Origin of the sequence: Enterobacter cloacae complex sp. 2024EL-00711 (assembly GCF_047529885.1) — a bacterium.
Lineage (GTDB): Bacteria > Pseudomonadota > Gammaproteobacteria > Enterobacterales > Enterobacteriaceae > Enterobacter > Enterobacter ludwigii.
The window spans coordinates 527402-540444 of sequence record NZ_JBLIZC010000002.1 but is presented as its reverse complement, the minus strand read 5'-3'; the positions used below and the strand labels follow the sequence as shown (position 1 = coordinate 540444).

Here is a 13043-nt window from a genome sequence, read left to right as displayed (position 1 = left end):
TCACCATGACAAGGTCACGGTGAGCTGATCAGAATACGTTCCTGCCGGGCTAAACCCGGTCAGCAGCGCCACGCCAAAAAGCGGCAGCGCAATGTTATTACTGTTGGTATAGGTCACCGGTATTGCCTGATTGACGCCAATTTCACTGTTCGCCGCCAGCGAACTGCTGCTGTAAAGGCGATATCCCACCACTTCCGTTCCCCCTGAGCGCTTCATACGCCGAACGGAGGAGTAATTCTGTCCGCCGTTAATGCTCATACTCAGCGCTACGCCGGGCGTGCAGGAGATGGACAAGGCCCCGTTAGGCACAAAACTGGTGCTCACCGGGGCACTCTCCACCCCGTTATGGGTACCGAAATCGAGCGTTCCGAAAACTCCTCCGCTGCCCGTGGATACCGCGCACCCGGGCACAATGGTCGCGCTGACCTTAAATGACTGTGACGTCACAGCACCCGCCGCAGGCACCAGCATCAGGCAGACGATCAGCGCGTACAAAGGGTGCACGATCCCCTCCGCGCTGTTGCGCAGACGCAAAATGGATGCCTTCATGGCTGCGTGAAACTAGTAGGTGACGCTGACGTTAATCGTGTCGGTGTAGGTGCCCGGAACGACCGTAACGCTGTTACCGCCCCCGGTAATGCGCCCGTAAAGTGTGTAACTGTCGATGCCCCCGGCGGTTGACGCTATTGGCAGTGCCGCGTTGTTGGCAACGACGTTGTTAAATCCACTGTCGCTATACAGGCTGTAAGCCACACCCTGTGCAGCATTGGTGGTGTTGACCAGATAGCGCGCAGGCGTGCCTGGCGTTCCCACGACGGTACCCGGCGCGGTGGAGTTGGTATTCCCGGTGATCGCCACCGTATAGCTGGCGGTCGTACATTGAATGGTGAACGTGTTACCGCCGCTGGCACCGGTCAACTGCGTCGTCAGGGTGGAAAACGTTGCGGGATGGGTGCCGAAATCCAGGGTCCCGAAATTAATGCCATTTTGCGTGGGCGAGCCGTTTATCAGACAACCGTTCGTCAGGGTTAACGTCGCGCCAATAGTACCGCTGCTGGTCACCGCCAGCGCCTGTTGGGCTGTTGTCGCCGTCAGCAACGTGCCTGCACAGATCAAAAGGAGTTTTCTTTTCATTTACCACCCTCCAGAAGACATTTCCGTTCGCTTGCCACATTTTATTTTTGCTGTTCAAGATGTTAGCCCCACTTAACGTTCCTCTTCCGGGGGTTATTGAGAATTTAGTTTATGGATACCGCTTCGACCACCCGCGCCGTGGAGGGCAAGACTAATGGCTTATTGACTGAATATTTATTTATAAAACAGGATGTTAATACTTTGTAAATGCCTTATTTCTCGTATACGCAGAGGATATATCCATTGAAATGTGATCTGCATCACAATATATCGTCGAGGCGTTAACAACAAAATTAATAAAAATTAAAAACTAGTTGTATCTCCCTCCGCTTTACTTCAATTTATGTGCCGAATAATTTCCTGCGTCGTAATAAAAAATCTATATACATCGGCGCAGACGGCAACCAAAGCGCATAGAGGGTCTTTTTTCGTGGCAAGTGCAAACAAACTCACACTCTTCATCGTGATATTCATGCTGGCGGGTATTCTTTCAGGGGCGGCGATTCATGAGTATGCCTCTGCGGATGCCATCAAAGCATGGTCGGATAACATCACGCTGCTGACCGATATTTTCCTGCGTCTGATTAAAATGGTTATTGCACCACTGGTCTTCAGCACGCTGACCGTGGGCATTATGAAACTGGGTGAAACCTCCACCATTGGTCGCGTGGGCGGCAAAGCGATGGTGTGGTTTATTAGCTCATCCGTGCTTTCCATTCTGGTGGGACTGTTTATCGTCACGCTGGAGCGTCCGGGCAGCGGCCTGAACCTGGCTATCCCGAAAGAGGCGGTAGACACCGGCCTTGCGGTGGGAGGGATGACGCTGAAAGCGTTCTTGTCCCATACCATTCCGACCAGTATCGCCGGTGCGATGGCGAACAATGAAATCCTGCAGATTGTGGTCTTCTCTATGTTCTTCGGCATCGCCGGCGCGTCGCTGGGGCAAAAATTCAATGCCCCGCTGGTGGCCGCGCTGGATGTGGTCTCCCATATCATGCTGAAGGTGACGGGTTACGTGATGTACGTCGCCCCGCTGGCCATTTTCGCCGCCATCTCATCTGTGATTGCCACTCAGGGTCTGGGCATTCTGCTGAACTATGCCTCCTTTATTGGCGGCTACTACGTGGCAATCCTTCTCACCTGCATGGTGCTGCTGGCCGTCGGCTATATGGTGCTGAAGAAAGAGGTGTTCCGCCTGGTCAGCATGCTGAAGGACCCGGTGCTGGTGGCGTTTACCACCAGCAGTTCAGAAGCGGCGTATCCAAAAACGCTGGAGCAGCTTGAGCGTTTTGGTTGCTCGCGCAATATCGCCTCTTTCGTTCTGCCGATCGGTTACTCCTTTAACCTGGTGGGCTCTATGGTGTATTGCTCTTTCGCCTCGATGTTTATCGCCCAGGCGTACAATATTCACCTGAGCTTCACCGAAGTGACCGTGCTGATGCTGACGCTGATGCTGGCTTCAAAAGGGATTGCGGGGGTGCCTCGTTCGTCGCTGGTGGTGCTGGCGGCAACCATCCCGAGTTTCAATATTCCGGTGGCGGGTATTTTGCTGCTGATGGGGATCGATCATTTCCTGGATATGGGACGTTCAGCGATTAACGTGCTGGGTAACGGTATTGCGACTGCGATGCTGTCGCAAAATGAAGGGGCGCGTGAAGCGGAGACTGAGCTGGTAGAGCAGGAAGCGTAACGGGTTGGCGGAATGGTTTCGTTCACCTTAAGACCAGCAGAAAATACCATGTCTGCAGTAGTCGAATAAGATAAGGGGGCTGCAATAGCCCCCTTAATACGTTCACCGCAGCGGGCGAATCAGATAACCGAAATGCCCGACTGAACGAAACGGTTCCACGAAAGCCTCACAGAACCGTTTAGAGAAACATTACGCCACGTGATTCGCCGCGATATCCAGCAGCGCCATCTCATCACTGTTCAGCAGCTTCTCAATATTCACCAGAATCAGCATACGCTCACCCAGCGCTCCCAGCCCCGTCAGATACTCGGTAGACAGCGTGACCGCAAACTCCGGCGCCGGACGGATTTGATCGGACGTCAGAGACAGCACATCAGATACGCCATCCACCACGATCCCAACCACGCGCTGCCCCAGATTCAGGACAATCACCACGGTGTTCTCGTTATAGTCTACGTCGCCCTGGCTGAACTTCACGCGCAGGTCAACGATAGGCACAATCACGCCGCGCAGGTTGGTGACACCTTTAATAAAGGCAGGCGTATTCGCGATGCGGGTAACCTGGTCGTAACCACGAATTTCCTGCACTTTCAGGATATCGATGCCGTACTCCTCATCGCCTAAAGTGAATACCAGGAATTCCTGCCCTGATGGCTCGCCCGCCAGTTTCGTTACATTACTCATACCGGTCATGTTATTACCTTCTACTTAATCAGGCGGCTGTGTACGCCACACGTTGTTCACGATTTAATCCCTGAAGCGCCGACACATCAACGATCAGCGCCACGCTACCGTCACCCAGAATAGTGGCGGCAGAAATACCTGGCACTTTGCGGTAGTTGCTTTCGAGGTTCTTCACGACCACCTGGTGCTGGCCAATCAGCTGATCAACCAGCAGCGCGTAGCGGCGACCCGCACTTTGCAGGATCACCACGATCCCCTGCGTGGCCTCGGTTTTCGCGCCATCCACTTCGAACACTTTCCACAATTCGACCAGCGGCAGGTACTCACCGCGCACTTCAAGAACGCGCTCGCCACCCGCCAGCGGATGCAGATCTTCTTCACGCGGCTGCAGCGATTCCATCACTGCGTTCAGCGGCAGAATAAAGACTTCGTCCGCCACTTTCACCGACATGCCGTCGAGGATTGCCAGCGTCAGCGGCAGCAGGATACGAATGGTGGTGCCGGAACCTTGCTTAGACTTGATCTCAACGTGGCCGCCCATCTCCTGAATGTTACGCTTCACCACGTCCATTCCCACGCCGCGTCCGGAAACGTCCGTCACCTGCTCTGCGGTCGAGAAGCCTGGCGCGAAGATCAGCATGCCCACTTCTTCGTCAGTCATGTTTTCGTTGACCGCCATTCCCTGCGAAATGGCTTTCGCCAGAATGCGCTCACGGTTCAGGCCCGCACCGTCATCGGTCACTTCGATGCAGATGTTCCCGCCCTGGTGTTCGGCGGAGAGGATCAGATTCCCGACCGGGGATTTTCCGGCGGCAATGCGGTTTTCCGGCAGTTCGATACCGTGGTCGAGGCTGTTACGCACCAGGTGCGTTAACGGGTCGATAATGCGTTCGATCAGGCTTTTATCCAGTTCGGTGGAGCTGCCCATCAGCGTCAGTTCAATCTGTTTATTCAGTTTGCTGGCCAGGTCACGCACCAGACGCGGGAAGCGGCTGAAGACATATTCCATCGGCATCATACGAATGGACATCACCGATTCCTGCAGGTCGCGGGCATTACGTTGCAACTGCCCCATGCTGGTAATCAGATCGCCGTGGGTCACCGGATCCAGTTCGTTAGACCGCTGTGCCAGCATCGACTGGGTAATCACCAGTTCACCCACCAGGTTAATCAGCTGGTCAACTTTCTCGACGGCGACGCGGATGCTGGTGGATTCACTGGAGCGCGCGGCCGGTTTTTCACCACGGCCTGGCGCGGCAACATCTTTTGGCACCGCTTTCAATACCGGCGCCGCAGGCGCAACGGCAGGCGCGGCCGCCTGAGGAACAACCGCCACCTCTTCCACTGCCGCTGGCACGTCAACCGCCGCCGTTTCGGTTTCAAACGCGATCTGGTCGGCTTCGATAACAAAGCACAGGACCGCCACGATATCGTCCTGGCTGATCCCCTCTTCCAGCGTCGCACTCAGGCTGTCTTTGCCTTTCACCACGTTGCTTAATTTCGCCAGGTTACTCAGCTCTTCTTCAAGAAGGTCAACTTCGTTCTCTTTGAGGCGAGACAGCACCACGCGCACTTTACTCGCAGCGGCGGCCGGGGCCGCCTCTTGTGCGGTAACGGCATCGACAACGCTCAGTTTGGCTGCCGGAACAACAGCTGCGGCTGCGTCACCTTTGGCTTCCAGCGCGAGCTGGCGCAGCGCATTGCAGATGTATTCAAAGCTGGCGGCATCAGGCTCTGCCGAGCTTTTATAGGCGTCGAGCTGTTCCTGCATAATATCTTTGGTTTCCAAAAACAGGTTGATAATGTCGGTATTGAGCTGCATCTCACCGCGTCGTGCTTCATCCAGCAGGTTTTCCATTAAATGGGTCGTTTCCTGCAGGATGGTAAATCCAAACGTTCCGGCTCCGCCTTTAATCGAGTGCGCTGCACGGAAGATGGCATTGAGCTGCTCGGAGTCCGGTGCTTCAGGCACCAAATCCAGCAAGTGTTGCTCCATATCGGCCAACAATTCGTCGGCTTCATCAAAGAATGTCTGGTAAAAATCGCTAATATCCATGCTCACGCTATCACCTCGGATTGGCTGGTGGCGATGTTGGAACGGCAGCCGAAGGAACGGCCCCAGGCTGTTTTAAATCGTCCAGTGACTCATTCTGACTTTCGGCGTTTTCGTGCAGGATGGCCTGCTCCGCCTGCTGGTTCAGCACTAAAAGACTGATACGACGGTTGATGGCGTCATCCGGCCCGCGGTCAGTGACACGCATGGTTGATGCCATGCCGACCACGCGCAGTACCTTGCCATCATCAAGCCCACCTGCCACCAGCTCGCGACGCGAGGCGTTGGCACGATCGGCAGAAAGCTCCCAGTTGCTGTATCCCTTCTCACCCGTGGCGTATGGGAAGTCATCCGTGTGTCCAGACAGGCTGATACGGTTAGGAATACCGTTCAGCACTGGCGCAATGCCGCGCAAAATGTCGCGCATGTATGGCTCAACTTCCGCGCTGCCCGTTTTGAACATCGGGCGATTCTGGCTATCAATAATCTGTATACGTAAACCTTCCTGCACCAGATCGATCTTCAGGTGTGGTCGCAGGGCACGCAGTTTAGGATCCGCCTCAATCAGCTGATCGAGATCGCCGCGCAGTTTCTTCAGGCGCGCTTGCTCCATACGTTTTTTCAGCTCGTCGATGTTCGGCTCTTTCTTCACCTCACCCTTCTGCTGGGTGTAATCATCGCCGCCGCCAGGGATCGGGCTGTCGCTGTTAGAGATTCGCTGCCCACCGGTCACGGCGGTCGCCAGCGGCGTTCGGAAATACTCGGCAATCTGGATCAACTCTTTCGGGCTGGAGATGGAGATGAGCCACATCACCAGAAAGAATGCCATCATTGCGGTCATAAAATCGGCGTACGCGATTTTCCAGGAACCATGCGCGCCGTGCCCATGCCCCTTGTGCTTGCGTTTTTTTACGATGACGATCGGATGGGACTGATTTTTCATGCGTCCTCAGTTGTCGTCTGTTGGTTTGGGTTTTTCACCGCACGCACGTGTTCTTCAAGCTCGATAAACGACGGGCGCTCGCTGGAATAAAGCGTTTTACGGCCGAATTCAACTGCGATAGGTGGCGCATAACCGTTAAGGTTAGAGAGCAGCGTGATCTTCACGCACTGCATCATTTTGGTCGTTTCCGCGCTTTTCTGACGCAGAACGCTGGCCAGCGGAGAGATAAAACCATACGCCAGCAAAATACCGAGGAAGGTGCCCACCATCGCATGCGCAATCAGCGCGCCCAGCTCTGCCGCAGGACGATCCGCCGAGGCCAGCGCGTGTACCACGCCCATCACCGCCGCGACGATACCGAACGCAGGGAGGGAATCGCCCACCAGCGCCAGGCTGTTTGCCGGCACTTCGGATTCGCTTTCATGCGTTTCAATCTCTTCGTCCATCAGCGCTTCGATTTCGAAGGTGTTCATGTTGCCGCTGATGATCAGTCGCAGGTAATCGACGATGAAATCCAGCATCATTGCGTCCGCGAGAATACGCGGGTAGCTGGCAAAAATTTCGCTCTCTTTCGGGTTTTCAATATCCCGCTCAAGCGAGAACATGCCCTGCTGACGCGACTTCGCCATCAGACGATAGAGCAGCGCAAGCAGATCCATATACATGCTTTTGGTGTATTTAGAGCGACGGAACAGCAGTGGAATAGCTTTCAGCGTGCCCTTGATCGATTTACCGTTATTACCAACGATAAAAGCCCCTACCCCTGCGCCGCCGATGATAATAAGTTCAGCCGGTTGATAGAGTGCTCCAAGGTGCCCGCCGGTCATCATGTAACCGCCGAAAACTGTACCGAGAACTACCAGGTAACCTAATAAGATAAGCACGACATCATCCTTCCGCTAGTGACTATGGCAAGGATGTTCAGCTCGCAGCGTTTACCGTTTGCGGGGTAAAAAAAAGCAGCGGTAATTGCTTACCGCTGCTGGAATCTTGCCCACACGTTCGGGTTAAACAGCTTGTTCGATCTGTTCATCCAGCAGTTGTGGAATAATATCGGCAGCTTCCCGGGAAAGTTTACGTCTTTTTACTGCTCGGGATGGAGGCTGGCATAAACTACAGGCGAAGCTGCCTGCAGGCTGATGCGCATGGGTAATAAAATTGCCATCGCAGCAGTTACAGCGCGACAGCTCAAGCATTCCGCTTTCAACAAAACGCACCAGCGTCCATGCGCGGGTGAGCGCCAGCAAAGGACCCTCGTCCTGCTGCGGGCATTGTTCAAGGTAAAGTTTATACGCTTTGATCACGGCATCAACGCCGCTACACAAACCGGTTTTGAGAAGATACTGCCAGGCATTACAGAACATGGAGGCATGAATGTTCTGTTCCCAGGTCATAAACCAGTCCGTTGAAAACGGCAGCATTCCTTTCGGCGGGGGACTACCACGTAACTCTTTATACAATTTGATGAGGCGACCACGACTCAGCTGAGTCTCGCTTTCCAGCATTTGTAAACGAGCACCGAGCGTAATCAGCTCCATTGCTAACTGTATGTCACGCGCTTCCTGAACAATGCTTTTCTCGCTCATTGCTAGGCCCTTTTCTTACGGGCTGCGTCATCAGGCTGGCTGATTTCGGTAAGCAAGCGAGTGGAAAGAAGAATACCGGTATGGATCTGTTGAAGATCGTCAACACGGGAATCCTGCGTCAGACGCGTGATAGTCTGAGGATTGTCAAAACGGAACTGGCAAACCAGTTGGTTTGTTTCCGCCAGTTTAACCATTTGAGGAAGGGTTAACCCACCCAGCATGGTTGCCATTTCTTCATTAATACCCAGACGAAACATCGCGGACGCCTTGTCCTGACTAATCAAACGCTGCGCGAGCAGTAAATACGACAAATTGATGTCATAGATATGTTTTAGCAACTCGGATGTATGCATTGTTCCCATCCCGAATAACCAACTATTATTTTTATGCGGAAAGACCGCACCCCGTGATGTCGCCGGGAAATCACCCGGTATAAAAAAGAAAAGGCTAAATGCATAGTCGAATTTAGGTTTGTATTCATTGAAACGCGCAACAGCTGAAACGCGGTTACGTCTCTTACACGTTTTATCATTTCTTACAAATAACTAAGATTTTTCCTAATTCGACGCAAACTCTACTCGTCAGTTTTGACACATACAATGCAGCCACCCCCAAATTTAAAAAAAATGTGATCTACGTCACACAATTTAAGTGAATATCTCCCATAAATCCATCAGTATGACTTGTAAATTGGTTATTTTTTGAACGATCGACACTGTTTTCTATTCTTTATGGGCGAATACTCATGCAGGAGTATGAGCAGAAGTGGCATGACATGTGCTGTTCGAAACGTGTCAGCGACCGGATGCGCGTCACAGCGAATCCATCGTAAGGTCACATTTTCATTACCTATAAAAAACATGTAGTTATGCAAAACGCCCATAACAATTGTTTCACATGGTAATCATTAGAAATGTGTTTATAACGCGTTAAAACGATTTAACACCGGAAACGTAAAAAAGTGTGATTCAGGTTAAGTTGTTAATTTTTTTCATTTAGGCACGTTTTCCCGTTATTCTTCTTATAAGAATAATTAATGAATAATTATGATTAGCTTCACACTTATGTCGTATTCACCTCTTGCAGATCCGGTGAAATCGCGGTAATGGTGACTAAGACGCTGTCTTTCAGACACCTAAGGAGTGCGTTATGAGTTACTCCCATCTTCTTGTTTCTGTTGCGGTTTCGCCCGAAAGCCATGAACTCATCGCCCGGGCGGTTTCCATTGCCAGACCGCATAATGCCCGTATCAGCCTGATCACCCTCGCGGCCGAGCCTGAGATGTATAATCAACTGGCTGCCCCCATGCTGGAAGATATTCGTGAGGTTTTACAGGAAGAAACGCAGCAATTTATGCGCGAGCTGGTAGAAAAGGCGCAATATCCTATATATGACACCATTATTGCGACCGGGGAGCTTAATGCGCATATTCTCAGCATATGCAGTAAGCAGAATATTGATTTAGTAATATGCGGGAATCATAACCACAGCTTTTTTTCTCGCGCAGCCTGTGCGGCGAAATCGATTGTGGCGTCAAGCCAGGTGGATGTGTTGTTAGTGCCTCTTGGGGGTCGTTAAACCCCCAGAGGAAAATCAGGCGAGTTTAGGGAATGTCGCGATCTTTTTTTGCAGGTGGCCTTCATTACTCTGCGGCGCAATATCACGAAGATCGCGAATAAAACGCGCCTGCCAGTGGTTAATATCGTTCTTACGGATCGTTTCCATCATCTCGGCATGGCGGGAAATACGCTCCGTGAGCGGCATCGTCAGCGCACGGTTGAGGGCATTCGCCACGTCGTCACGATCGTAAGGGTTAACGATAAGCGCAGACGTCAATTCATTGGCGGCCCCGGCAAACTGGGAAAGCACCAGCACACCCGGATCGGCGGGGTCCTGGGCGGCGACGTACTCTTTCGCGACCAGGTTCATCCCGTCCCGCAATGGCGTAACCAGCCCGACATCCGCATAGCGGAACACTTTCATCAGGATCTTACGGTCAAAGTGTTGATTGAGATAAAACAGTGGCGTCCAGCCCAACTGACCGTAGCGGCCATTAATGCGCCCTGCTTCCGTCTCCAGCTGGTGACGAATATCCTGATAAGCCTGCACTTCACCGCGCGAGGTGGGCGCTATCTGCGTATAGCGGATTTTACCGTGATGCTGCGGGTACTTCTCCAGCAGCGTTTCATACGCCAGGAAACGTTCCGGCAGCCCTTTGGAATAATCAAGACGCTCCACCGAGAAAATATTCTTCACGTGCTTGAGTTCATTCTTAAGCTGCGCCAGTTTGGGCGGCAGCGGACCGGAAGCCTGCTCGGCAATCTCTTCAGGTTCAATACCGATGGGATACACTTCAGTGTGGAATGTCTTGCCCCAGGCCGTATGGGTTTTCCCCCCTTTGGTCACCACTCGCGTTTTGCCGGACACAGAATCAAGGAACGCAAGTCGGTCATTCTCGGTCTGGAAGCCCAGCAGATCGAAGTCACACAGCGCATCCAGCAACTCTTCATGCGGCGGCAGCGCGGTAAAGATTTCCGGCGTCGGGAACGGAATATGCAGGAAAAAACCAATCCGGTTATTCACTCCCCTTTTACGCAACTCTCTGGCGAAGGGCAGCAGGTGATAATCGTGGATCCATAAAATATCGTCTTCCTCGATTAAAGGCAGCAGTTTATCCGCCAGCAGCGAATTCACCCGCGTGTAGCCTTCAAAGGACTCGCGCTGGAATTTAACCAGATCCAGACGATAGTGAAACGCTGGCCACAGCACAGCATTGGAGAATTGCGAGTAATACTCGTCATAATCTTTTTCGTTTAACGCAAACGACGCCCACGTAATATTTCCGCGCGTCACTTTCTTGAGCGGTTTCTGTTCTTCACTGATTTCACCATTCCAGCCAAACCACAGCCCACCGGCGGCTTTTAAGGCACCTAATACCCCAACCGCCAGGCCACCTGCACTGGATTTTTTATCATCAGGCGGTGCAATTCGGTTAGAGACGACGACTAAGCGACCCATAATGGTTTCCCCCTTTGTTTTGCGCTATTTGTTGTTGTTGCTGGTTAGCGATGTCAGATATCCACTGCCAGACGCTGGCGACATCCGCCAGACGCCATTCGGCGACAGTCTCACCAGGCCCGACCTTGATGGCGATCCCTCCGGCCTGATTCACCACACGAAACCCTGCCTCATCGGTCAGGTCATCCCCAATAAAAACGGGCGTCCTGCCGTTAAAAGGCGGTGTCGCCATAAACGCCGCAATCGCCGCGCCTTTATTGATCCCTTTAGGTTTAAGCTCCACCACGCATTTACCCGGCTGCAGCGCCAGCTCCGGATGTGCATTTGCTATAGCGGTCGCAAGCGCAAGCACAGCCGCTTCGTGCTGCGACGCCTGGCGATAATGCAGGGCAAAGGCCATCCCTTTGGCTTCAAGCTCCGTACCGGGCAGTTCTGCCAGCGCAGACGAGAGTTGTACCTGTAGCGCCTGGATTAGTGCGTCGGGGAGTGAAACGATATGCGTTTGATCATGGATGTCGCGGCGCTCCGCTCCGTGTACACCGGCCAGCGGAAAGCGATAAGGCCTGGCAAGCTGGTCCAGTTCGGCCATCGAGCGCCCTGATATCAATGCCACTGCTCCCTCAGTCATCTGCGAGAGCTGATGCAACTTCTGAAGAACCGTGGCGGGGATCGCCACCAGGTCAGGATGCGGCTTTATCTCGGCGAGCGTACCGTCGAGATCAAAAAAGAAAGCATAGTGTCCGGGCAGTACAGGCGGTGCAGTTAACAAGTCAGCCACCCTATTCCTCCTTACGGTTTACGAGAGGTAAACGCCTTTACCTCTTTCATAGCCATGTAAGTATAGACAGTGTGACGTCGCTCGCCATTTGACAACCGCCTCGCCAGCAAAACTGGCGAGGCGGTTCGGGGGTCAGCTAAGGTTATTAGTTGAGCAATATAAAGATAGGAAAAACCTCAGACGGTGCGCTTCGCTTTTTGCTTGTAACGGTCGAATATCACCGCTGCCAGCAAGATCAGGCCACGAACGACGTACTGAGAGAACGGCGAAATATTGAGCAGGTTCATGGCGTTCTCTACCGTCCCCAGGATCAGGATACCGGCCACCACATATGAGATTTTTCCGATGCCGCCTTTCAGGGAAACGCCCCCCAAAACACAGGCTGAAATGACGATCAGCTCATAACCGATAGAGGTCATTGGCTGGCCACTGGTCATTCGCGACGCCAGAATAATCCCTGCGGCTGCAGAGACCAGCCCGGAAAGAACAAAGATAATAATCTTGGTACGCACCACCGGCACACCGGCCAGACGTGCGGCTTCTTCATTGCCCCCGATAGCCAGAGTATTACGGCCAAACGTGGTCCGGTTGAGCAGGAACCCGAACAGGATAAGACAGGCCACGGTCAGCCAGATTGGCGCTGGCAGCCCCAGCCAGTTAGCGTAACCAAGGGTAAAGAAGCGCTCGTCTTCAATCCCCACCGCTTTACCGTCAGAGATGATATAGGCAAGACCTCGCACAATTTGCATGGTCGCAAGCGTTGTGATCAGGGCGTTAATCTTCAGACGAGCAATGACAAAGCCGTTCACCAGACCGCTGAGCACGCCCAGTAACAGACCCGCCAGCACGCCAATCCACAGGCTCTCCGTCATGTTGATTACCACAGCCGTGGTGACACCGGCACAGGCAATAACCGAGGCCACCGACAGGTCAAAATCGCCCGAGGCCAGACAGAACAGCATACCGCAGGCCACCATGCCGGACATGGAAATGGCCAGCCCCAGCCCTTTCATATTAATAAAGGTGGCAAAATTAGGAACGAAGATCGCGCAGGCGACAAACAGGGCGGCAAAGACCACCAGCATGCCGTACTGATCCCAGATTCGGCCAAAACTGAACGCCGATTTTGGCGCTCCGGATGTAGTAACAGAGGACAT

General features: G+C 53.1%; 13 protein-coding genes. 2 read left to right on the top strand and 11 right to left on the bottom strand.

Annotated features, from left to right (window positions below; genetic code table 11):
* Together ACMVME_RS08965 and ACMVME_RS08960 are read right to left on the bottom strand one after the other, a co-directional pair.
* Complete coding sequence (locus ACMVME_RS08965; RefSeq protein WP_032680764.1) at positions 1-549, bottom strand: spore coat U domain-containing protein; 549 nt, start codon at positions 547-549, stop codon at positions 1-3.
* A 12-nt stretch (positions 550-561) separates the two neighbouring features.
* A complete protein-coding gene (locus ACMVME_RS08960) occupies positions 562-1134 on the bottom strand; it encodes a spore coat protein U domain-containing protein (RefSeq protein WP_020883378.1) in 573 nt (190 codons plus the stop codon).
* 430 nt (positions 1135-1564) lie between these two features.
* Here ACMVME_RS08960 and ACMVME_RS08955 point away from each other — a divergent pair, with 430 nt between their 5' ends.
* Positions 1565-2824, top strand: coding sequence for a dicarboxylate/amino acid:cation symporter (locus ACMVME_RS08955; protein WP_025203835.1), 1260 nt, complete (start codon positions 1565-1567; stop codon positions 2822-2824).
* Positions 2825-3013: 189 nt separating this feature from the next.
* On the opposite strand, the gene cheW is transcribed toward ACMVME_RS08955, so the two are convergent.
* From cheW to flhD, 6 genes are all read right to left on the bottom strand, one after another.
* The gene (cheW, locus tag ACMVME_RS08950) at positions 3014-3517 is read right to left on the bottom strand and encodes a chemotaxis protein CheW (RefSeq protein WP_014170674.1); all 504 of its coding nucleotides are present in this window, start codon (positions 3515-3517) and stop codon (positions 3014-3016) included.
* Between the two features lie 19 nt (positions 3518-3536).
* Positions 3537-5570 (bottom strand): chemotaxis protein CheA, encoded by a 2034-nt coding sequence (gene cheA, locus ACMVME_RS08945; RefSeq protein ID WP_068794747.1) that lies wholly within the window; start codon positions 5568-5570, stop codon positions 3537-3539.
* Positions 5571-5574: 4 nt separating this feature from the next.
* Entirely contained in the window at positions 5575-6504 is a 930-nt protein-coding gene (motB, locus tag ACMVME_RS08940; protein ID WP_014170676.1) for a flagellar motor protein MotB, read from the bottom strand.
* Positions 6501-7388 (bottom strand): flagellar motor stator protein MotA, encoded by an 888-nt coding sequence (motA, locus tag ACMVME_RS08935; protein ID WP_008500417.1) that lies wholly within the window; start codon positions 7386-7388, stop codon positions 6501-6503. Before motA ends, motB begins: the two co-directional genes overlap by 4 nt.
* A gap of 123 nt (positions 7389-7511) precedes the next feature.
* Entirely contained in the window at positions 7512-8090 is a 579-nt protein-coding gene (flhC, locus tag ACMVME_RS08930; protein ID WP_014170677.1) for a flagellar transcriptional regulator FlhC, read from the bottom strand.
* A 2-nt stretch (positions 8091-8092) separates the two neighbouring features.
* Complete coding sequence (gene flhD, locus ACMVME_RS08925; protein ID WP_020883374.1) at positions 8093-8443, bottom strand: flagellar transcriptional regulator FlhD; 351 nt, start codon at positions 8441-8443, stop codon at positions 8093-8095.
* A 796-nt stretch (positions 8444-9239) separates the two neighbouring features.
* Between flhD and uspC the strand changes: the two genes are divergently transcribed.
* The gene (uspC, locus tag ACMVME_RS08920; RefSeq protein ID WP_014170679.1) at positions 9240-9668 is read left to right on the top strand and encodes a universal stress protein UspC; all 429 of its coding nucleotides are present in this window, start codon (positions 9240-9242) and stop codon (positions 9666-9668) included.
* 15 nt (positions 9669-9683) lie between these two features.
* On the opposite strand, the gene otsA is transcribed toward uspC, so the two are convergent.
* The 3 genes from otsA to araH form a co-directional block, all read right to left on the bottom strand.
* Entirely contained in the window at positions 9684-11108 is a 1425-nt protein-coding gene (gene otsA, locus ACMVME_RS08915) for an alpha,alpha-trehalose-phosphate synthase (protein WP_068794748.1), read from the bottom strand.
* Positions 11083-11886, bottom strand: coding sequence for a trehalose-phosphatase (gene otsB, locus ACMVME_RS08910; RefSeq protein WP_068794749.1), 804 nt, complete (start codon positions 11884-11886; stop codon positions 11083-11085). Before otsB ends, otsA begins: the two co-directional genes overlap by 26 nt.
* A gap of 176 nt (positions 11887-12062) precedes the next feature.
* Entirely contained in the window at positions 12063-13043 is a 981-nt protein-coding gene (gene araH, locus ACMVME_RS08905; protein ID WP_014884358.1) for an arabinose ABC transporter permease AraH, read from the bottom strand.